The 18,936-nt window shown below is 68.4% G+C and carries 22 protein-coding genes, 1 tRNA gene and 1 other RNA gene; 13 read left to right on the top strand and 11 right to left on the bottom strand.

Translation table 11 applies throughout. From position 1 onward, the window contains the following. Nucleotides 1-61 precede the first annotated feature (61 nt). Nucleotides 62-437: a transfer-messenger RNA gene (gene ssrA / locus Pma05_RS19785) on the top strand. Nucleotides 438-776: 339 nt separating this feature from the next. Continuing rightward, entirely contained in the window at nt 777-1,244 is a 468-nt protein-coding gene (locus Pma05_RS19780) for a hypothetical protein (protein ID WP_239312683.1), read from the top strand. Nucleotides 1,245-1,277: 33 nt separating this feature from the next. On the opposite strand, the gene Pma05_RS19775 is transcribed toward Pma05_RS19780, so the two are convergent. Further along, nucleotides 1,278-2,081, bottom strand: coding sequence for an S-methyl-5'-thioadenosine phosphorylase (locus Pma05_RS19775; RefSeq protein WP_203858915.1), 804 nt, complete (start codon nt 2,079-2,081; stop codon nt 1,278-1,280). A 115-nt stretch (nt 2,082-2,196) separates the two neighbouring features. On the opposite strand from Pma05_RS19775, the gene Pma05_RS19770 reads away from it, so the two are divergent. From Pma05_RS19770 to Pma05_RS19755, 4 genes are all read left to right on the top strand, one after another. Next, on the top strand, nt 2,197-2,334 hold the full coding sequence (locus tag Pma05_RS19770; RefSeq protein ID WP_203858914.1) for a hypothetical protein: 138 nt from the start codon (nt 2,197-2,199) through the stop codon (nt 2,332-2,334). A gap of 11 nt (nt 2,335-2,345) precedes the next feature. Beyond that, entirely contained in the window at nt 2,346-2,936 is a 591-nt protein-coding gene (locus Pma05_RS19765; protein WP_239312719.1) for a YqgE/AlgH family protein, read from the top strand. Nucleotides 2,937-3,030: 94 nt separating this feature from the next. Continuing rightward, nucleotides 3,031-3,103: transfer RNA gene (locus Pma05_RS19760), tRNA-Ala, on the top strand. A 758-nt stretch (nt 3,104-3,861) separates the two neighbouring features. Next, nucleotides 3,862-4,119 carry a TnsA-like heteromeric transposase endonuclease subunit gene (locus tag Pma05_RS19755; RefSeq protein ID WP_203858913.1) on the top strand — a complete coding sequence of 86 codons (258 nt, stop codon included), beginning with the start codon at nt 3,862-3,864 and terminating at the stop codon, nt 4,117-4,119. A gap of 254 nt (nt 4,120-4,373) precedes the next feature. Here the strand turns inward: Pma05_RS19755 and Pma05_RS19750 are convergent, their stop codons facing one another. Continuing rightward, nucleotides 4,374-4,745: a hypothetical protein gene (locus Pma05_RS19750; RefSeq protein ID WP_203858912.1), complete on the bottom strand. Its 372-nt coding sequence runs from the start codon at nt 4,743-4,745 to the stop codon at nt 4,374-4,376. 231 nt (nt 4,746-4,976) lie between these two features. Here Pma05_RS19750 and Pma05_RS19745 point away from each other — a divergent pair, with 231 nt between their 5' ends. Both Pma05_RS19745 and Pma05_RS19740 read left to right on the top strand, forming a co-directional pair. Beyond that, nucleotides 4,977-5,234 (top strand): hypothetical protein, encoded by a 258-nt coding sequence (locus Pma05_RS19745; protein WP_203858911.1) that lies wholly within the window; start codon nt 4,977-4,979, stop codon nt 5,232-5,234. Nucleotides 5,235-5,395: 161 nt separating this feature from the next. Then, the gene (locus Pma05_RS19740) at nt 5,396-6,460 is read left to right on the top strand and encodes a DUF4241 domain-containing protein (RefSeq protein WP_203858910.1); all 1,065 of its coding nucleotides are present in this window, start codon (nt 5,396-5,398) and stop codon (nt 6,458-6,460) included. 376 nt (nt 6,461-6,836) lie between these two features. Here Pma05_RS19740 and Pma05_RS19735 read toward each other — a convergent pair whose 3' ends face one another. Together Pma05_RS19735 and Pma05_RS19730 are read right to left on the bottom strand one after the other, a co-directional pair. After that, nucleotides 6,837-7,424: a DNA-processing protein DprA gene (locus tag Pma05_RS19735; RefSeq protein ID WP_275414719.1), complete on the bottom strand. Its 588-nt coding sequence runs from the start codon at nt 7,422-7,424 to the stop codon at nt 6,837-6,839. Next, nucleotides 7,402-7,944: a hypothetical protein gene (locus Pma05_RS19730; RefSeq protein ID WP_203858909.1), complete on the bottom strand. Its 543-nt coding sequence runs from the start codon at nt 7,942-7,944 to the stop codon at nt 7,402-7,404. The genes Pma05_RS19735 and Pma05_RS19730 overlap by 23 nt, the downstream gene beginning before the upstream one ends. A 153-nt stretch (nt 7,945-8,097) precedes the next feature. Between Pma05_RS19730 and Pma05_RS19725 the strand changes: the two genes are divergently transcribed. Next, the gene (locus tag Pma05_RS19725; RefSeq protein WP_203858908.1) at nt 8,098-8,499 is read left to right on the top strand and encodes a YbaB/EbfC family nucleoid-associated protein; all 402 of its coding nucleotides are present in this window, start codon (nt 8,098-8,100) and stop codon (nt 8,497-8,499) included. A 29-nt stretch (nt 8,500-8,528) separates the two neighbouring features. On the opposite strand, the gene Pma05_RS19720 is transcribed toward Pma05_RS19725, so the two are convergent. The 3 genes from Pma05_RS19720 to Pma05_RS19710 form a co-directional block, all read right to left on the bottom strand. Continuing rightward, nucleotides 8,529-8,888, bottom strand: coding sequence for a winged helix-turn-helix domain-containing protein (locus Pma05_RS19720; protein ID WP_239312679.1), 360 nt, complete (start codon nt 8,886-8,888; stop codon nt 8,529-8,531). 356 nt (nt 8,889-9,244) lie between these two features. Then, nucleotides 9,245-11,752, bottom strand: a complete 2,508-nt coding sequence (locus tag Pma05_RS19715) for an ABC transporter permease (RefSeq protein WP_203858907.1) — start codon at nt 11,750-11,752, stop codon at nt 9,245-9,247. A 2-nt stretch (nt 11,753-11,754) separates the two neighbouring features. Continuing rightward, entirely contained in the window at nt 11,755-12,540 is a 786-nt protein-coding gene (locus Pma05_RS19710) for an ABC transporter ATP-binding protein (protein ID WP_239312677.1), read from the bottom strand. A gap of 212 nt (nt 12,541-12,752) precedes the next feature. Between Pma05_RS19710 and Pma05_RS19705 the strand changes: the two genes are divergently transcribed. The 4 genes from Pma05_RS19705 to Pma05_RS19690 all read left to right on the top strand — a co-directional run bounded on the left by Pma05_RS19705 (nt 12,753) and on the right by Pma05_RS19690 (nt 15,215). Next, nucleotides 12,753-13,151, top strand: coding sequence for an ArsR/SmtB family transcription factor (locus Pma05_RS19705; protein WP_203858906.1), 399 nt, complete (start codon nt 12,753-12,755; stop codon nt 13,149-13,151). Between the two features lie 154 nt (nt 13,152-13,305). Further along, nucleotides 13,306-13,824, top strand: coding sequence for a MarR family winged helix-turn-helix transcriptional regulator (locus Pma05_RS19700; RefSeq protein WP_203858905.1), 519 nt, complete (start codon nt 13,306-13,308; stop codon nt 13,822-13,824). A gap of 78 nt (nt 13,825-13,902) precedes the next feature. Continuing rightward, nucleotides 13,903-14,571, top strand: a complete 669-nt coding sequence (locus Pma05_RS19695) for an SDR family NAD(P)-dependent oxidoreductase (RefSeq protein ID WP_203858904.1) — start codon at nt 13,903-13,905, stop codon at nt 14,569-14,571. Between the two features lie 209 nt (nt 14,572-14,780). Next, on the top strand, nt 14,781-15,215 hold the full coding sequence (locus Pma05_RS19690; RefSeq protein ID WP_203858903.1) for a VOC family protein: 435 nt from the start codon (nt 14,781-14,783) through the stop codon (nt 15,213-15,215). A 251-nt stretch (nt 15,216-15,466) separates the two neighbouring features. On the opposite strand, the gene Pma05_RS19685 is transcribed toward Pma05_RS19690, so the two are convergent. The 4 genes from Pma05_RS19685 to Pma05_RS19670 form a co-directional block, all read right to left on the bottom strand. Then, on the bottom strand, nt 15,467-16,003 hold the full coding sequence (locus tag Pma05_RS19685) for an SgcJ/EcaC family oxidoreductase (protein ID WP_203858902.1): 537 nt from the start codon (nt 16,001-16,003) through the stop codon (nt 15,467-15,469). Between the two features lie 146 nt (nt 16,004-16,149). Then, on the bottom strand, nt 16,150-16,833 hold the full coding sequence (locus tag Pma05_RS19680) for a response regulator (protein WP_203858901.1): 684 nt from the start codon (nt 16,831-16,833) through the stop codon (nt 16,150-16,152). Then, entirely contained in the window at nt 16,830-18,080 is a 1,251-nt protein-coding gene (locus tag Pma05_RS19675; protein ID WP_203858900.1) for a sensor histidine kinase, read from the bottom strand. The genes Pma05_RS19680 and Pma05_RS19675 overlap by 4 nt, the downstream gene beginning before the upstream one ends. A gap of 129 nt (nt 18,081-18,209) precedes the next feature. Further along, nucleotides 18,210-18,782, bottom strand: a complete 573-nt coding sequence (locus tag Pma05_RS19670) for a pepsin/retropepsin-like aspartic protease family protein (RefSeq protein WP_203858899.1) — start codon at nt 18,780-18,782, stop codon at nt 18,210-18,212. Between the last annotated feature and the right edge of the window lie 154 nt (nt 18,783-18,936).

The raw sequence follows: 18,936 nt of genomic DNA, 5'->3' as shown, positions 1-18,936 counted from the left end.
GGTGGCCGCCGACAGGCGGTGCGGAAACTCCACCGGTCCGCTTCCGGGCCGGTAGGACACAGGGGGTGACTGGTTTCGACTTCGTACGTTACGGCAGGGGAAGCGAGCCGAGGAAGCCGACGTCGTCTCGAGAATCGTTCGTCGGAAACCAATAAGCGCCAAGCACAATCGCGCTGACTTCGCTCTCGCCGCCTGAGGCGGGTAGCAAGTCTGTCGGCCTGGGAGTGCCTTCGACCCAGTTAGCCGGCATCAGCTAGGAGGCTGGCCAACCGGACCCGGTCGCGGGGTCCGTGCGGCGAGATTAATCAGCGACTGGGCCCGTCACACCGACTCGCTCGCGTGATCGGAGGGGCCGAGTAGAGGCACAGTGAGCTGCGCTCGGAGAAGCCCTGGCAAGGCGACGAAGGACCCGGGTTCGATTCCCGGCACCTCCACTACAACGGCTGCGCCCCGGTCCGGAAGGACCGGGGCGCTCGCCTTTACGTTTGCCGGCCCTCAGGACCGGGGCGCCCCGCCCTTACGCTGCCCGATCCAGCCGGGGTGCTCGTCGCTGCGTCTGCCCGACCTCGACTGGCTCACAGGGCCGTCCCGGAGCGGCTCCGGCGGGGCTGGTGGGGCGGCTGCGACCGCTGGGAGGCAAGGGACAGATGAGCCGGGCCGCAAGGGTCGACAGCGGCGCGCGGTGGGCCGCACCATCGGGGTTACATCCGGTAGGTGCCGATCCGCGGGAGGTGGTCATGCCGACCGACCCGAACCAGCACCAACTATCGTTATCCGTGCGGTCCGCGTCGCCGTCGCCGGGGACGCCGGGCGGGTCGACCACGTTGCGGATGGTCCGCCGTCGCCGGGCCGCGCTGCTGGGCGAGATCCACGTGCTGGAGCAGGCGATCGCGGCGCCGGCCCGGGATCCCGGCTGGCGACCCCGGGTGCGATCCAGCCTGGGTGGACTGCGTGGCGCCTTCGCCGAGCACATGGTGAGCACCGAGGGACCGGACGGGCTCTACGCCGAACTGCTGGACCACGCGCCGCGGCTGGCTCGGGGCGTACACGTGCTGATCCGGGAACACGCGGCGGTGGTCGCCACGATGGCCGCGCTGCAAGGTCGGGTCGACCTGCCGGAGATCAGCGTCACCGAACTCCGGAACTGGGCGACCGAACTGCTCCGGGAACTGTCCCGGCACCGGCAGCGCGGCGCGGACCTGGTCTACGAGGCGTACCAGACGGACATCGGTGGGGAGACCTGACCGGGCTCGGACGGCCCCGGCCGGCGCCGGTGCTCAGGGCAGCTCGATCGGCAGCTTGATGCCGTCCAGGCTGTGCGGGCACGGGCAGTCGCGGTCGGCGGAAAGCCGACCGACCGCGTCGAGCAACACCTCGCGCAGCCGCGCCGTGTTCTCGCCGAAGACCCGGAACACCTCCTCCTGGGTCACCGCGTGTCCACCCTCCACACCGGCGTCGAGGTCGGTGACCAGGGCGACGGCGGTGTAGCAGAGCGCCAGCTCGCGGGCGAGTACCGCCTCCGGGTGTCCGGTCATGTTGATGATCGCGCCACCGATCGCGGAGAACCAGCGGGACTCGGCCCGGGTGGAGAACCTCGGCCCCTCCACCACCACCATCGTGCCGCCGTCGTGCGCCTCGATCCCGTGCGCGGCCGTCGCGGCCAGCACGGTGTCCCGGCCGCGCGGGCAGTACGGGTCGGCGAACGAGACGTGCACCGCACCCCTGTCGTAGTAGGTCTGCGCCCGGCCACTCGTCCGGTCGATGAGCTGGTCCGGAATCACGAACGTCCCCGGGCCGAGTTCCGGCCGCAGCCCGCCGACCGCGCAGGGGGCGAGAATCTGGCGTACGCCGAGCGACCGCAACGCCCACAGGTTCGCCCGGTACGGAATCAGATGCGGCGGAAACCGGTGGTCGCGTCCGTGCCGGGGCAGGAAAGCGACCGCCCGCCCCGCCACCTGCGCCACCGTGACCGGATCGGACGGCGGCCCGTACGGCGTCTCGACGCGGTGCTCGGTGGCATCCTCCAACAGGGCGTAGAGCCCGGATCCGCCGATCACCGCGAGTTCCGCCTGCGGACCCATGCCCCCGCCTCTCCTGCTCAGCTCTCGTCCGGCTTGCCAATTGTCGTCAAAGCGCTCAGTGGACTAGCCCTACAGACCTTAACCAGCACCAGTGCCGCAAGCTATGGTGCGTGGCATGGCGTTTACTGCGCGCAGGATCACCATCGATTCTGCGGATCCGGCGAGGCCGGTGAAGGGCCGGGTCGTGGTGACCGATGACGAGACGCGGCGGCGGCCCGGGGAGTGGTTCCTGGTCCTCGGGCCGGCCGAGTAGCGGTGGCTGGCGTGTTCGGCGAGGGGCAGGCGATCGGGGGGCGGTCGATGGAGTCGATGACCGGGCAGTTGCTGGTCGCGACCCCTGCGCTGAAGGACCCGAACTTCGACCGGACCGTGGTGCTGCTGGTCGCCCACGAGGCGGGCGGCGCACTCGGAGTGGTACTCAACCGGGCCACCGAGGTGCCCGTCTCCGAGGTGCTCGGCGCCTGGGGCGGCCTGGCCCGGGATCCGGCGGTGCTCTTCGAGGGCGGTCCGGTACAGCCGGAGTCGGCGATCTGCCTGGCCCGGATGCGTACCCCGACCCAGCGGGTGAAGGGCATCCACCAGGTCACCGGGTCGGTCGGCACCGTTGACCTCTCGGTCGACCCGGACCGGCTCCGGGACTCCGTCACCGGGATACGCGTCTTCGCCGGCTACTCGGGCTGGTCCCCGGGGCAGGTCGAGGAGGAGGTCGCCCGGGGCTCCTGGTTCGTCCTGGACGCGCTGCCCGGGGACGCGTTCATGGAACGCCCCGACGACCTGTGGCCGATGGTGCTCCGCCGCCAGGGCGGAATCATGGCGGCGGTGGCGCACTTCCCGCCGGACGTACTGCTCAACTGACCGGAGACGGCACGGTGGCCCCTCGGATGACCGAGCCCGCGTGGGTGTGTACTATTGCGCGGGTGCCCGGGAGACCGGGCAGGCAGTAAAGCAAGGGGCCGTGGCGCAGCTGGTAGCGCACCACACTGGCAGTGTGGGGGTCAGGGGTTCGAGTCCCCTCGGCTCCACCTTGTGTTTGTACAGGTGAATCGACATCAGTCATCGACTGATGTCGATCATTTGCGATCTTGTGGTCACAGTCGTGGTCACACGGCGCCCCACACTACGCTGCGGCGACCAGTGTTGAAGCGTCCGAAGAAATCGCCTCTGAGCAGGGATTGTTGCTGCTCCTCGGGCTGTCCGAGATGACTAGGCCGGATTGTGGGGCGCAGAACCGTGTAGTACGGCGGTGCCGGCTCGTGTCGCTACGTACGGATCGGTCGCTGGGTTACCCGCTCGTCGCCTGTCCCCGAGAGGGGCATCCCCGGCGGGTGATAGCCGGGGCCCAACAGTCGCCGACAGCGCCGTCTCAATCGAGAACTGTCGGAGGTTGTTGAAAATCTAGGTCTTTGATCGACGCGGATTCCGTGTCTGTTGCGCTCGGCGCCCGCCGCGCGCGGATCGCAACTGCGGGGCTTTGGGGTGGTTCTTGCGGGCCTGGAGGGATGCTGCGCCCGGTGCTCGCGCCGGGCGAGGATCGCAACCAAAGCCGGCGGCGTGGCTGCAAGATCGGGTGTCGTCTGCCAGTTCATGTGAGTGCACTGCCGGCGTGTCTGAGGCATCTCGCGGGTTCTGCAAGTTAAGTTGAGGCGCACCCTGATGGACTGCTACAGCGAGAGCGGGTGGCGGTGCACGCTGCGAGGGCGTTGGCTCCGGAGCGCCGGGCGATGAGTTCGAGCTGGCCTACATCGACTCGGCTGGCGTTCGTCAGCGTCGGCCCCTGTCGTTGTGCTGGAGTGTTCCGTTCGAGCGTGCCGGTGCGGTACGCCAGTTCACTTCCCACCGAGGTCAGTGCAGCTTTTCCGGGTTGTGGTTCTTCGCCACCAGCGGTGAGCATGTCGGGTTCGAATCTTGGCTGGAGCGTGACCGGCTGATGCTGCTGGACGCCGACCCGGATGTCGTCGGGGTTTCGTCGCAGCCGTTCTGGTTGTGCTGGCAGGACGAGGACGAACGGCCGGTACGGCATGCGCCACCTTCAGCCTGACCTCACCAGCCTGCCGGACATCGTCGTCGCTCGGCGCCTGATCCGGCTGCACGTGCGAGAGCAGGTCCAAGCCGCCATCGCGGACGCAACGCCGATCTGCCGCGAATGGAGCGACCGTTCAGGGGGAGGTCAGCCGTCCCACGAGCGCATCCTTGTCTTCCAGCGCCAAGGCGACGAGACCCGCTTTACCGACAGCCCGGCCGTTGACGCCGCGGCATACCCAGAGATCGTCGCCCTGGCCCGGCTGTTTCGCCTCACCCTACTGGCGTCACCAGGCAATAACCGACGACCTCAACGCCGAACCGATCGACGACAGCATCCTGACCTCGATCCTTGCGGGGATCGGCGACGGGCAACGCCTGCCGCAGAACATCCCGGAAGATGCCCACGAGGCAATTGCTGGCGTCCTGCGCCGGGGTCCCGCGCTCGCACGCTTCACCACCGACGTCCAGCGCACCGTCAACCGGCACTACCGCTGGCACGCGTGGCCGCACCACCGAAAGTTCCCACCCATCACTTAGTGGATCATGGACCAGATCGAGGCCATCCGAGACCCTGACAACCACAGGTTGATGCGCCAAGAACAGCCATCCGAACACTACGGACAGGCCGACGACATCCCGCATCCGAGATTCGAGCCCCAACCCGCACCACATTGCCTCTACTCCATCGACTCTCCAGCAGCCACGTTGAGGCACTCCAGCTCATGAGGCATGACCACGTCAACACACGACATCGAGGCTAATCATGGAGATTACTCAAGATGGGCCGTTCCTCGTCGTCGAACACGAACGGTTCGACGCGTCCCCGCTGATTGAAGCGGTGACCTGGAACAACTCCAGCACCAGGACATCTACGTGACCCTCACCGGAGGCCCGACCTACTACGTGAGCCTCATGACCCTCGACGCGATCGACGCCGTGCTTCGCCGGTGGGCGCAGACCGGCGAAGCCGCCGGAGGACGCTACTTCTACACGACGGACCTGGTCATCACGCCTCGGCCAGGCATCATCGCGATGATCGAGGCGATCGACGGGCTCATTGGTGAAGGAGCGATCGGCAACGCCTGCCAAATCATCCCTAATCCGGTGGGGAGCCGTGATGCCTCGGACTGAGCGACAGGATGCGCCCGCTACGTCTGCCACTCAATATGAGGCACCGCAGGCAACGTGCAACCTCGTGCCTCAGAAAGATTGACAGGCGACATATTCGCGGCGCACGACCGATCCGTTTCGTGTGCGGTCACGCACGATATTTCATTGGGGGCGAATGACAGATGATCTCGAAAGACTATTCCATTGTTTTTCAGGACAACCAAGTGCTCACCTGTGGCGAAAGTCTGCACCATGTCTTGCATTGTCGGCAGATAGGAAGCCTGTCGCTCCCTTCCGGAGAGCTAGTTGCTCGAGACCCGTTTACTGATCCCGGGCTGGGTTTCGATCGACTTGTCCCACCTGGCAATTACCCGGTCTTCGCTATCTCCACCTATTCCGACCTAGCCCATGAAATTGCCTTCGCCGCCATTCGCCTCACGCAGACAGAACCCATCCGCTGGGAACCGGCGCACGGAACGGACGAGCAAGGACGCGCTTACGGATACGGGGTTGACTCCGCAACTGGCAGCTTTATGGACAGGGCGACCGGCGACCTGTTGGACGAACTGCTCGCGGAGGACTACGATCAGATGTACAACCGTCATGACGGACGGCCATGGGCAGAGTTCGTTATACCACGGAAGCGAGACGCAAAGATCTTCCTCTTCTTCTTGGGTGCGGATGGCGGCTACCCCTCCTACTACGGCTACGATACGCATGGAACGATCGCTTGTATCGTGACCGATTTCTTCGGCCTGAGACGTGAGGAAGTCTCGGCATGGCCCTCAATGCTGCCGTCCATTCCGACTGGGTTCAGTGCCCAATTCTACGCATGGCTCGGTGAGATAAACGGTCTCCTGCAATTCCCTGGCGAGTGGGATCAAAGGCAAGCGGTTCCGCAAGAAGACCTCCACTATCTGGAGCAATCGCAGGGTATTTCGCTTCCTGAAGATCTCCGCCTCCATTATCAGAACGCGGGGTTCTGGTTGCACGGACCCGAACCGCTGCAGGAGTGGTGGCCTCAACTTGAAACCCGGGCGAGAACAGCCCTTGAGACGGACAAACCTATGCTCCCAATTCTTCGGAGCTGGAATAGCATCGCCGTCTGCGATCACAACAATTATGTCATCTATGAGCCATACCCAGAATGGGAAAGCCCTGGCGGAAATTTTGAGTATCCTGATCTCAAGACTTACCTCCTGAATACGATCATGCGTGATCTTGGGAGCCTGAGCCAGTCAAATTGATGCAATGAAGCGTCGTGGCTCGTTTCAACACGAGAAGTACCGACCCGGGCTGTGACGCAGCCGAGGTGATCGCGCAGGAACAGGAGAAGGACGGCGAGCAGGTTCCACCGCGCCTGCTCCCGAGCTTGGGGTGCCCTTGTGGGTGCGCAGATTGTGATGGTGCTGACCAGTGCGTGGGGAGTAGGAGATCGGCAGCACGAGATCCGCGAGGCGTCCGCCTGACCGGCTGAAGTGGGACTGACAGCGCAGGCAGCGCGGATAGCCCTCGGTGCGTACGCCTCGGCAGGTCGGACATATCCAGGGGCACTCCGGCAGGGGATTGCGCAGGTAGCCGCGCTGGACTTCGACGTACCGGCGGATGGTGGTCCAGCGCTGGTCAGCGGAGGGCGAGGTCAGGGAAGTTCTCCAGGCCGGCTTCGGTGGGCTGATGGCTGAGAATGTCCTCGATCGCTTCAAGAAGCTCGACGGTGCCGTGCACCACGTACACGCCCGGGTTCTCGGCGAAGGTCTTGGCCCAGTCACAGCGCATGACCTGGCTGGTGAGCACGACCGGTCGGCCGTGCTGGAGCGCGAGTCGGGCCTGGATCCGCGCCCCGCTGGTCTCTCCTGCCTCGACGACGACGGTGGCGACCGCGTATCCGCTCATCACGGCGTTGCGCATGGGAAAGCTTTGCTTGGTGGGTTGGGCGTCAGGCCAGAACTGGGAGATCACCAGTCCGACTTCGGTGATCTGGTCCTGAAGCTGGCGGTTCGCGGCCGGATAGTAACGACGGATGCCGGTGCCGATGACCGCCACGGTGCGTCCGCCCGCGTCAAGGGCTGCTGAGTGCGCTGCGGTGTCGATGCCCTTGGCGAGCCCGCTGGCTACGGTCACTCCGCGCTCCGCCAGAGATGTCGCCACCGCCCGCGCGATGCGTAGGCCCTGCTCGCTCGCCCGGCGGCTACTGTTCGGTCGGGTAGAGATCGGGAAATCGCCCGCCGGATGCCGAACGGATTACCCGCACAAGCGCCTCCGCCGGCTGCTCGAAGCGGTCGAGGGGTACGTCGAGGATCCAGCGGGACGGGTTGACCAGACGTTGGGCGAGATGTGCCACGGGGGAGTCCCGGACGGTCGCGTCGGTTGGGCCGGCCTGTCCGGGTACCTGCCTCGCGAAGATCAGTCGACGCGACCGGTGCGGTCGGGCCGTGACGACGACGTGGTCCAGCTCCGTCCAGGCGACAGATCCGGCGACAGCGCCGGACCAGTGCGCTCCGGCCTCGTCGAGTACCAACGTGAAGTCCTTGAGCAGCGCTGCCTGACGACGGACGTACCTGCCGACGAACATCAGCGGCGCGGCGACGCAGATCCCCCGGCCGGCCCAGAGGAACAGACCGGTGGCGAACCGAAGACCGTCCCCGGATGCCCAGCGGATGCCGAGCAGCACGACGGCGACGATCGCCACGACGGTCGAGACGGCCAGCAGCGCACCGCCCGCGACTTCCATACCTCGGCCGAGCGCCGAAGGCGCTCCACCGGCAGGACGAGTTTTGATCGTTGATCGAGCCTCGGGCGATACATCCATTCGCGGCCTCCGATCGAACTCGCATCGACGGTATGGTGAGGCATCGCTGGGTGGTCGAGAGGTGGACCCACGGTAATGAGCGGCGAGCCCGAGCGGGACCCCGTCGCCGATTCGGTGCTGGCCGCCCTGGACCGGGCCAGCGGACATGGGCGGTCGGAGGACGGGCTGGTGCGGGTCGCCATCGACGGTGGCGGCATCCCCAGCGAACTCACCATTGACAGCGAGGCGATGCGGCAGACACCCGCGGCACTGAGCGCGTCGATCCTGGAGGCACTGCGCCACGCGCACGAGGATCTGCGCGTTCAGGTGGGACAGGAGCTTGCCAGGGCCGCCGGTGCTGGCGACCCTGCCGGCACTCCGTCCGCTGCGGACGATGCCGCCCGCGTCGCCGACGATCTTGATCGAATGGCCCAGGACATGTCCGGGGAGTTCGAGATGATGCGCTGCCGCGTCTTCGATGCTATCGACGGCAGGTAGGAGCCGAACTTCCCCCGCCCATCGCGACGCTAGTAGGAGTTCCTGGAGGTCGTACCGCCGGACGGGTCGACTGCTGCGACCACCTCGGCGCCGTCCGCTGGCCCACCAGGTTGGCCGTCGGGCCTGGTTGGCTGCGCTGGCGTACGGGCGGCGGCGACGATCTGCTCCAGTGCGGCCGCGTGCCGCTGAAACGCGCGCCGTCCGTCCGGGGTGAGTTGGACAAAGGTACGCCGTGCCCGGCGTTGCTGATCCTTGCGGACGGTGACATGTCCAGCCTCGGCCAATGCCGAGACATGCTTGGACAGCGCCGAATCGCTGGTTCCGATCGTGTCCCTCAGGAAACCGAAATCCACCCAGGTGGCCGGTGCCAGCAGGGCGACGATCGACAACCGTGCCGGGACGTGCAGGAACTCGTCACACTGGGGGTCCATCAGGCAGGTGCGCTCTCGCGCAGCACGATGCCCCTGAAGGCCCGCCGGATCATGAGTCCTCACAGGAAAGCAGTGGGTCTCCAGTCGACCGGTGTGGATCGCGCGGCTTGTCGAGCAGGACATCGACTACGCGGCGCGCGGCGTGGAAGTCGTGCGGCCGGACGTGTGGTTCGTCAGCCCGGTTCGACGGTGACCGCAAAGACGGGCCGGTGCATCCAAGGTCTCGGATCGCCGGGTTGAGCCCTCGCCGATCCCCAGCGGGCCAGGCGCCGGAGCGTACTGGCCCGCTGAGGATCGAGGCGGAAGCGTCCCCGTTACTCTGTGCCCATCGCTTCGAGTACGTCGGTGCGTGCGGCTCGGCGGGCCGGCCACTGCGCGGCGACGACACCGGCGACGGCCATGGCCGCGAAGGCGCCCAGTGCCAGGCTGAGCGGGATGGTGGCCTCGGTGACCGGGCGGGCGAGGACGGCGTGCTGGACCATCGCGCCGAGCAGGATCCCGACGGCGATGCCGAGTACACCGCCGACGGTCACGATCAGCATCGACTCGACGGTGATCATCGCGCGTACCTGGCGCCGGTGCATGCCGATGGCGCGTAGCAGGCCGACCTCGCGGGTGCGTTCCAGGACGGACAGCGCCAGGGTGTTGACGATCCCGAGAACGGCGATGGCCAGTGCCAGGGCCAGTAGGGCGGTGGCGATCCGGATGAGGATGGAGAAGGCACCGGCTTCTTCGCTGGCGTACTGCGCCGGAGTGTAGAGGCGTACGTCCGGACGGTCGGCGAGAGCGGCTTCCAGCCCGGAGCGTAGCTCCGACCGGTCGGCGTCCGCGCCGATGAGCACGGTGTCGCCGTGGCCGGGTCGGAAGTGCCGCTCGGCGAAGTCGTCGGAGACGAGTAGCCCGTCGCCGAGCAGGGCGGCATCGGCGTAGAGCCCGGTAATCGCCACCGTCACCCGTTGACCGTTGAGGGTCAGCTCGACCGAGTCACCCACCGACCATTCGCGCTCCGCGGCCAGGGACTCGTGGGCGAGAGCGCCGGTGGCCAGGCCGTCCGGCGTACCGGTGGGCAGTTCCAGGTTGAGCAGCGAGCCGACGGCGGCCGGGTTGACCGCGGTCAGGGAGAAGGTCTCCGCACCGGTGCCGGCCGTCTCGCGGCGGATCGGGGCGGCCGAGGTTACCCCGGCCACGGCCCGGATCCGAACCAGCGTGGCCTGGCTGATCTGCCCGCCGCCGATGTTGGCCGCCAGGAAGGGAGCCCGGACGGTCCGCTCGACGGCGGCCAGGTCCGCCTGGGTGGCGCTGGCGGCGAACACGGCGATGCCGGTGGCCAGCGCCACGCCGACCAGCAGCGCGGAGACGGTCGCCGCGGTCCGGCGTGGGTTGCGCATCACGTTCTCGACCGCGAGCCGGGGCAGCAGCCGGCGCCTGATCGGTACCGCGACCAGACGCAGCATCACCCGGGCCAGCCCTGCGGCGAGCAGTACGACGGCGATGAGCATGGTGAAGGCGCCGACGACTCCGGCCACGGTGAACGGCGGCCTGTTGCCGAGCAGGCCGAGCAGGCAGAAAAGCGTGGCGATGACCGCGAGGACCAGCCCGAGGATGGTGCGTACCCGCATGGCCCTGGGGACGAGGACAAGGTCGCCGTGCAGGGCCGTGACGGGTGGTACGGCGGCGGCCCGGCGGGCGGGCAGCCACGCCGCGAGTACCGTGACCAGGACGCCGACGGCGAGGCTCGACAGTATGGCCCGGGGTGTGACGTGGAGGGTGTCCCCGAGGACGGGATCCCGCCCGGCAGCAAAGTCGATCATGGGCAGCGCGAGGCCAACGCCCACCACCATGCCCACGGCGGTGGCGAGCACACCGATCCCGGCCGCCTCGACCAGCACCAACATCGTGATCTGGCGGCGGTTGGCACCGACCGCCCGGAGCATCCCGAACTCGCGGGCACGCCGCCCGACCAGCATGGCGAAGGTGTTGGCGATCAGGGTCGCCCCGATCAGCAGGGCGACGAGGGTGAAGGAGAGCAGGATCTGGGCGGTGGTGCCCGCGTCGCTCTCCTCCTGCTGGCGCGACTGCTCTGCGAGGAGAGCACCGTCGTGTGCCACGAGCCCGGCGGGCAGGGTGGCGGCGACGGCGTCCCGGAGCTGGCGGGTGGCGACGCCGGGTGCCGCCGTGAGTTCCACCGAGGTGAACGTGTCCGGTTTCTGGAGCACCCGTTGCGCGGTGGTGGTGTCGAACGCGAGGGCGGGTGCGCGGCCCGGACCGTCCCGGAGCGCGGGCTGGTAGAGATAGATCCCGACCACGGTGACCTCTTCGGTACCGGCCCCGTGTAGTGCGGTGGTCCGGGTCCCGGGAGTCAGCTCACCGTTGCGGGCGGCGACCTGCTCGACCGCGATCTCGCCCGGCCCGGCCGGCGCGCGTCCCTGCACCAACCGCAGCCGAGGAGTCTCGCTCCAGTTCGTACCGATGAGGTCGTTGGCGAACCCGGCCGGGCGGGCGACCTTGCCGTCCTGGCCGACCACGGCGGCGTACCCGTCGACGATGCCGTCGGTCGCGGCAACGCCGGGAATGGCCGCCAGCCGGGGGAGTTGCGACGCCGGCAGCAGGGTCGGGCGGGCGTCGTACTCGACATCCTCCTCGCCGGGGGTGGCCGCCACCAGCACCGCCACATCGGTACGGATGGCACGGGCGGCGGCCCCGATGCTGTCGGCGAAGAAGAGGGTGCCGGACGCGAACGCGACACCGAGCACGACCGTGACGAACGTCAGCACCAGTCGCCCACGGTGGGCCAGCAGATTGCGTACTCCGATCAGCCACATGGTCAGGACCGACCCTCGTCGAGCGCGGCGAGTCGGTGCAGCACCTGCTCGACGGTGGGTGCGGACAGGCGGTCACGCAGCCGACCGTCTGCGAGGAACAGGACCTCGTCGGCGCGGGCCGCGGCTGCGGGGTCGTGGGTCACCATCACCACCGTCTGGTGATTTTCGTCGACGAAATGGCGTACCAGACGCAGCAGTTCGGCGCCGGTACGGGAGTCGAGGTTGCCGGTCGGCTCGTCGGCGAAGACCACCCGGGGCCGGGTCACCAGTGCCCGGGCCAGCGCCACCCGCTGCTGCTGCCCGCCGGACAACTCCGCCGGGCGGTGCCGGAGCCGCTGGGACAGCCCGAGTGCGTTCACCAGCGACGTGAGCAGGCCCCGATCGGGACGACGCCCGGCGATGGCCAGTGGCAGGGTGATGTTCTCCTCCGCGCTGAGCGTCGGCACCAGGTTGAAGGACTGGAACACGAACCCGATCTCGCGGCGGCGCAACTCGGTCAACGCGGAGTCGGAGAGGCTCTCCAACGCGGTGTCGCCGAGGTACACGGAGCCGTTCGTGGGCCGGTCGAGTCCCGCCAGGCAGTGCAGCAGGGTCGACTTGCCCGATCCCGACGGCCCCATGACGGCGGTGAACCGGCCGGCCGGGATCAGTACGTCGACGTTGTCGAGCGCCACGACCCGCCCCGAACCGCTGCCGTAGACCTTGCTCAGCCCGACTACGCGGGCCGCGACCGAGCCGGCTCCGGAGGCCGGCAGGGCCTGAACAGGGGCGACCTGATTGGTCATCATCTGCCTCTCGTCCTCACCACTGGGTGACCCGTGGTGTCCCGCGCCCAGGTCTGACCGGGTGGCCATCGCCCCCGTCCCCTCGAACGCGCTAGTTTGGCGTACGCAATCTCTCGTTGGCAGTGCAAACTGAGATTTGCATACCCCTGACGCGGGCGTCAACTCAGGGGTCGTGTTTGACGGCCCACCCGGGATGCGCCATGATTCGTTGGCATATGCCAAGCAGAGTTCCAGGTGACGGTGAGTTCACCGGCGACGAGCTGCTGAAACTGCTCGCGACACTGGCGAATCCCCACCGGATGAGGATCGTCGGAGCCCTGGCCGGTGGCCGCTTCTACGTGAGCGAACTGGCCCGGGAGCTGGGCATCAGCCGCCCGCTCCTCCAGGCACACCTGCGGCGTATGCAAGCGGTCGGGCTGGTCTGGGCCACCGTCGAGCTCGATGCCGACGGGCGGGCCATGAAGTACTACGAGCTGAGCCCCTTCGTGATCCGCCTCGATGCGCGCATCCTGGCAGCCGCCGTCGACACCCTTACTCTGCCGGCCCGAGACGCAACAGAATCCGAGCCGGCGGAGTCGGCCGGCGCGGAGGCGCCGGACAAGGGAGCGACCTGACGGACTCTGACGCGGCAGGCTATCCTGCGCGGCAGCGTTGCGGGCCGGGTCCGGCTGGTGGACGCGTGGCCGATCCGGTGGGTAACCGGTCTCACTACAAGCTACAAGTGATCGACCCTTTGATTCGCTACAAGCTTGTAGCTATGCTGTGGGCATGGACGATCCCGGCGAGGCCCGCTGGCTCGATGAGGAGCAGCAGCGGATCTGGTACGCGTTCGCGTACGCGCTGATCCGCCTGCCCGCCACCCTCGACGCGCAGATGCAGCGCGACGCGGGGATCAGCCAGTTCGAGTACATGGTGCTGTCCGGGTTGTCGATGGCACCCGAGCGCACCCTGCGGATGAGTGTGCTCGCCGGCTACACCGCCAGTACCCTGGCCAGGCTGGGCAACGTCGTCACCAGGCTCGAAAAACGCGGCTGGGTGCACCGTACGCCGGACCCGGCCGACGGGCGCTACACCCTCGCCGTCCTGACCGAGGAGGGCATGGCCAAGGTCGTCGCCAGCGCGCCCGCGCATGCTGACGAGGTCCGACGCATCGTCTTCGATCCCCTGACCAGGGCGCAGCAACGGCAGTTGGGCGTCATCGCCCAGCGCATCCTCAAGGTCGCCGACCCAACCGGACCCAGCCTCGACGCCCGTCTCCCGGAAACCGCCGACACGACCGAACCCTAACCCCGGGCGCCACCGCACCATCTCCGCGACCTGACCCGCTGTCAGGCGTCTCCGCACCATGTCCGAAGGAGTCACACCATGCCCACGATCGCCATCGTCGGGGCCGGCCCCGGGCTCGGCCTCTCCATCGCCAAGGTCTTCGGCGGCCACGGCTTCCAGGTCGCCCTGATCAGCCGCGACAAGGGCAAGCTCGACGCCCTGGTCGCCGAACTCGCCGCTGCCGGCATCACCGCGGCCGGGTTCTCCGCCGACGTCGCGGACCACCCGGCACTGACCGCGGCACTCGGGCAGGCCGCCGCGCGGTTCGGCGCCATCGATGTCCTGGAGTTCTCGCCCTACGACGGCCTCAACCAGGTCAGCCCGCCGGAGGTCACCGTCGACAACCTCCGGCCCGAGATCGAGCACCTGTTCTACGGCGCCGTCACCGCCACCCGCGCCGTCCTACCGGCCATGCGTGACGCCGGCACCGGAACGCTGCTCTTCACCACCGGCGGCGGCGCGATCAACCCGTACCCCATGCTGGCCGCCACCAACGCGGCCCAGGCCGCCCTGCGGAACTGGGTGCGCAACCTCCACAACGTCCTTGCCGGGGAGGGGGTCTACGCCGGCACCGTCGCCATCAACGTCTTCATCGGCGCGACCCCACCGGCCCCCGGCATCCCGCATGCCGAACCCGACCACATCGCCCGGGCCTACTGGGACCTGCACACCCAGCGCAACCAGCCAGAACGTGTCTTCGGCAACTGACCCCGACCCCGGTCCGCAGCGAGAAGGGTCCACGACGTGACCGAATACATCACCGCCGACACCCAGGTGGCCGCGCTCCAGGAGATCCTGGCACGGCACGGAGCCCCGCCGGCGGACAACTAGTGAAAAGGACCTGGGGTGGGGGCCGCCGGGACCATCACGGGCGGCCCCGTGGAGACGACCGAAGACGCCGCCCCTATGGTGGTCCGATGGCATCGGTCAGGCAGGTCCAGGTCACCTTCGATTGTGCGGAACCTGAGCGGGTCGCTCGTTTCTGGTGCGAGGCGTTGGGGTACGTCGTACCGCCTCCGCCGGAGGGGTTCGCTTCCTGGGCCGATTTCGATCGCACGCTGCCGCCGGAGCGTCGGGGCTCGGGGTTCGCGTGCGTCGATCCCACGGGTGTGGGTCCGCGACTGTATTTCCAACGCGTTCCCGAAGGCAAGGTCGTCAAGAATCGGGTGCATCTTGACGTGCGGGTCGGCACCGGACTCGTGGGTGAGGAGCGGGTGGCCGCACTTGAGGCCGAGTGCGCCCGGCTGGTCGCGTTCGGCGCGGTACGCGGGCGACTACTGCTCGCCGATGAGGAGAACGAGTCGTGCCTCGGGATGCAGGACGTCGAGGGCAACGAGTTCTGTCTCGACTGAGTGGCCGCGAACGTCCACGAGATCAACTACTGGGCGGAACCGGAGCCGGGCGCCTCAGGTCGACTAGGTATGCCTAGGCAGCCCGCGTACTCCGCTAAACCCTGCTGAGCAGGGAAGATAGGTAAGCGCTCCCGATGTGGCAGCACTCTTGTCAACCGACGATTGATCCATCAGCGGTTGATCCTCCGGCGATGGCCGAACCGCCCCGGGCTGGCCGTGGTGCGCCAGGCTCGGGGCGGTTCAGGATCACCTCATGGCAGCGGTTGGATCCGGGTGTTCTGGAACGACGTCTGCAGCCACCCACCGTGCCCCTTGTGCAGCACGTTGGTGTTCCTCGAATGGGAACCGGAGCGGCAGGTCTCGTCGTCACCCTCGATGATGCAGCTCGTCCGGACGATGATCGCAAGGTCCGGCTCAAGGAATCGGACGTGCTCGTCGAGCATGACGATCCGGCTGGCGGGGATGTAGTTGTCGAAGGCGTACTGCATTCCTTCGGCGATGCCCTGGCGGGTGACGAGATAGTCGCCGTTGAAGGTGACGAGATCGGCGTCCACTGTGAACGTGGCGGCAAAGGCCGTTCCGTCCTCGGTTGCCCAGGCGTCTTCCTGCTGCTTCAGGATGCGCGTGAACGCGGCCAGGTCGCGTTCACGGTCGTGCGCGGTGTCGGTCGCTGCTGCCTTGTCGGTCGCCGACGCCTTGTCGGTCGCGGACGCGTGGGCCGGGACCAGGCCGCCCACCAGCATCGCCACTGCCAGGGCCGCCAGCCAGGTCTTGCGACGTGTCAGCATGGATCGCTCCTCCGTTCGGTTCGGTGCAGCGACCGTAGGTTCGGCGATTCGACGTCGACAACGCCCCGAGGGGTGATCGCGGCGTACCCGCCTGGAGGGACAGCAGATGCCTCCGCCGGGCGATTCCGGCGCCGATCCGGCCCCGGTCAGCGGTCCGGGGTCGGGTCCGGTGCGCCGGGTACGACGAGGCCCGCCTCGTACGCGAGGATGACCGCCTGGACCCGGTCCCGGAGTTGCAGCTTGCCGAGGATCCGCTTGCCGTGGGTCTTCACCGTCGACTCCTCGATGTGCAGGCGCTCGGCGATCTCGGCGTTGGAGAGTCCTCGGGCGACGAGATGCAGCACGTCCCGTTCGCGGGGGGTGAGGGTGTCCAGCCGACGGTGGGCGGCGGGAACCCGCCGTGGCTGGCTGACCAGCCGGCTGATCACGGTGGTGGTCACCGAGGGGGAGAGTAGGGATTCGCCGGCCGCGATCGTGTGGATCGCCGCGATGAGCTGCTCGGGCCGGGCCCGCTTGAGCAGGAAGCCGGAGGCGCCGGCATGCAGGGCGCCGAGGATGTAGTCGTCGTCCTCGAAGGTGGTGAGGATGAGGATCCGAGTCTCGGGCACGGTCTGGACGATCGTCTCGGTGGCGGCGATGCCGTCCATGCCGGGCATCCGGACATCCATGAGTACGACGTCGGGACGCAGTTCGCGGGTACGGGTCACCGCCTCGCGCCCGTCGGCCGCCTCTCCCACCACGTGCAGCGTCTCGTCGGTGGAGAGGACCGCGCACAGTCCGGCCCGCATCAGGTCGTCGTCGTCGGCCAGGACGACGCGCGGTGCCCTCATCGGGTGGCCCGATCCCACTCTCCGGCCGACGGCGGGTGGCCGGCGACCGCGGCCCGCTCGGCGAGCAGTGGTCCGGCCGGTGACTCGTCGCGGTGTAGGGGCAGCCGGGCCAGGACCTGGAACCGGTCCCGGACCGGCCCGGCGACACACGTGCCGCCGAGCAGGGTGGCCCGCTCCCGCATGCCCACGATGCCGTGCCCCTCGGTGCCGTCCGGGCGCTGGGCGCCTGCCGGACGGTACCCGTTGCGCACGTCGATCTCGATCGTGTCCACTGTGTAGCGCAGCTCGACAACGGCGGTGCCGTCCCCGTGCCGTGCGGCATTGGTGAGCGCCTCCTGAAGGATCCGGTACGCCGCCTGCGAAGCTCCCCGTACCCGGGTGGGCCGCTCGCCGTGCACCGTGACGTCGACGGTCAGTCCCATCGCGCGGTGCCGGTCCACCAGTTCGTCGACCGCGCTCAGGTCGGCGGGCGTACGCAGGTCGCCGTCGTCCCGACGCAGTGCCCGTACCATCCGGTCGAGTTCCCCGACGGTGTCCCGGGCGACCTCCTCGATCGTGCCGATGGCCTGTAAGGTCCGCCCGGGGTCCCGGCCGTGCAGCAGCCGGGCCGCGCCGGCCTGCACCAGGATCACGTTGATCGCGTGGCCGGCCGAGTCGTGCAGTTCCCGGGCGATCCGGGTGCGCTCCTCCGCCGCGGCGAGGCGGCGCTCCCGACCGGCCTCCCGCTCGGCCCGACGTGCCCGTTCCTCCAGGTCCACGGCGCGTTCCCGACGGAGTCGGGCCCGGTCGCCGATCAGCCACATCCCGCAGAAGGCGAGCATCCAGGTGCCCAACTCGGTGGTGAACGCCGCCGGACTGAACCCGGCGGCCAGGTAGATCACGGCGACCAGCGGCACGAAGCCGACGACCGCGCCGAACGCGGCTGCCCGCCGTACGCCCCGGTCGCCGGAGTGCGCGTCGGCGACCGCGTAGCCGGCGATCGCCGCCCCGACCGGAGCGTCGAGCGGATACCGGAGCGCGATGAGCGCGATGCTGGCCAGGGCCACGACGGCAAAGGCCGTCCCGGGAGCGCGGCGGCGGGCCGCCAACGGCAGCGCGGTCGCCCCGGCCAGCAGCAGACCGGGTACGTCGAGCGCTCGTCCCGTCGGATCCGGTGCGCCCAGCCCACCGGTACCGATCATGGCGACTGTGATGGTCAGCGTGGCCCCCGCGGTGGCGATGTCGACGGCCAGCCCGCTGCGCTTCACCGCTCCAGCCTAGGGGTTTGGCGCAGCCCGCCTCGTCGCCCGCTGGTGGTAGTCCGGGTACCCCTCCGGGGGTAGCCGGCGGCTCCCGGCGTGCTGCCCGGACCGAGGTCGGGCCGGGCAGCACGGACCTCAACTGGCGGGAGGTTGGGGCCGCGAGATGTAGAACCGCATGTCAGTGAAGTCGAAGGTGATCGTGAACGGTTTGAAGAAGGCGTGGGTGAAGTTGGCGATCGGGTCGAAACCCAGGCGTTCGTAGCCGGCGGGCGCGGTGCGGGCGATGCTGTAGACGCCGTTGGCGACGGCCGTGCCGAGTCGTGCCTCGTCGGGATAGCAGGGATAGGCAGGGATGCGGTTGACGGAGGTGGGGCGGTCGTGGTCCACCCGTACCCCCAGGCGTTTTGCCGTTGCTTCGGTCATGGCGAGGCTGTTCCCGCCGGCGCCGCCGGTGTCAATGCAGACCACCTGCGGGTCGTGGCCGTTGACGCTGCCCAGGGTGAACGGGAAGTGGTCGCCCGCCAACCACAGCGGCAGGGGTTTCACGCCTGTGGCGTGGGCCTCGGCCCGGAAGGCGCGAAGCTGTGCCGCGGTCTTCCGACGCAGGATCAGCGCCTGGTTGGCGTAGTCCAGCGTCGTGAGGAAGTGATAGAAGATGTAGCGGCAAGGGATCCATCGCCACGAACGGCACTCGGGTGGCGTCCGCACCGTGTGTCTGGTAAGGGGTTCCCGTCACCGCCTCAAGCTGCCTGGCGTACGGCTCGTTGCCGTAGGCCCGCAGCAGCGGCACCGCACGGGTGAACTGATCCTGCCAACGCGACTGCCTGTTCCGCTGGCGTTAACGCCGCCTCTCGCGGCGTCC

Source organism: Plantactinospora mayteni (assembly GCF_016862935.1).
GTDB classification, from domain to species: domain Bacteria; phylum Actinomycetota; class Actinomycetes; order Mycobacteriales; family Micromonosporaceae; genus Plantactinospora; species Plantactinospora mayteni.
The sequence above is the reverse complement of the archived record's forward strand: the minus strand, read 5'-3'. Positions and strand labels throughout refer to the sequence as shown.

What these genes read in the sequence shown, in the direction of transcription:
- Pma05_RS19775 (WP_203858915.1), bottom strand. Translation starts at nt 2,081, where the DNA reads ATGGGTCCGCAGGCGGAACTCGCGGTGATCGGCGGATCCGGGCTCTAC.
- Pma05_RS19770 (WP_203858914.1), top strand. Translation starts at nt 2,197, where the DNA reads ATGGCGTTTACTGCGCGCAGGATCACCATCGATTCTGCGGATCCGGCG.
- Pma05_RS19750 (WP_203858912.1), bottom strand. Translation starts at nt 4,745, where the DNA reads ATGCGGGATGTCGTCGGCCTGTCCGTAGTGTTCGGATGGCTGTTCTTG.
- Pma05_RS19740 (WP_203858910.1), top strand. Translation starts at nt 5,396, where the DNA reads ATGATCTCGAAAGACTATTCCATTGTTTTTCAGGACAACCAAGTGCTC.
- Pma05_RS19730 (WP_203858909.1), bottom strand. Translation starts at nt 7,944, where the DNA reads ATGGAAGTCGCGGGCGGTGCGCTGCTGGCCGTCTCGACCGTCGTGGCG.
- Pma05_RS19725 (WP_203858908.1), top strand. Translation starts at nt 8,098, where the DNA reads ATGAGCGGCGAGCCCGAGCGGGACCCCGTCGCCGATTCGGTGCTGGCC.
- Pma05_RS19715 (WP_203858907.1), bottom strand. Translation starts at nt 11,752, where the DNA reads ATGTGGCTGATCGGAGTACGCAATCTGCTGGCCCACCGTGGGCGACTG.
- Pma05_RS19710 (WP_239312677.1), bottom strand. Translation starts at nt 12,540, where the DNA reads ATGATGACCAATCAGGTCGCCCCTGTTCAGGCCCTGCCGGCCTCCGGA.
- Pma05_RS19705 (WP_203858906.1), top strand. Translation starts at nt 12,753, where the DNA reads ATGCCAAGCAGAGTTCCAGGTGACGGTGAGTTCACCGGCGACGAGCTG.
- Pma05_RS19700 (WP_203858905.1), top strand. Translation starts at nt 13,306, where the DNA reads ATGGACGATCCCGGCGAGGCCCGCTGGCTCGATGAGGAGCAGCAGCGG.
- Pma05_RS19695 (WP_203858904.1), top strand. Translation starts at nt 13,903, where the DNA reads ATGCCCACGATCGCCATCGTCGGGGCCGGCCCCGGGCTCGGCCTCTCC.
- Pma05_RS19690 (WP_203858903.1), top strand. Translation starts at nt 14,781, where the DNA reads ATGGCATCGGTCAGGCAGGTCCAGGTCACCTTCGATTGTGCGGAACCT.
- Pma05_RS19685 (WP_203858902.1), bottom strand. Translation starts at nt 16,003, where the DNA reads ATGCTGACACGTCGCAAGACCTGGCTGGCGGCCCTGGCAGTGGCGATG.
- Pma05_RS19680 (WP_203858901.1), bottom strand. Translation starts at nt 16,833, where the DNA reads ATGAGGGCACCGCGCGTCGTCCTGGCCGACGACGACGACCTGATGCGG.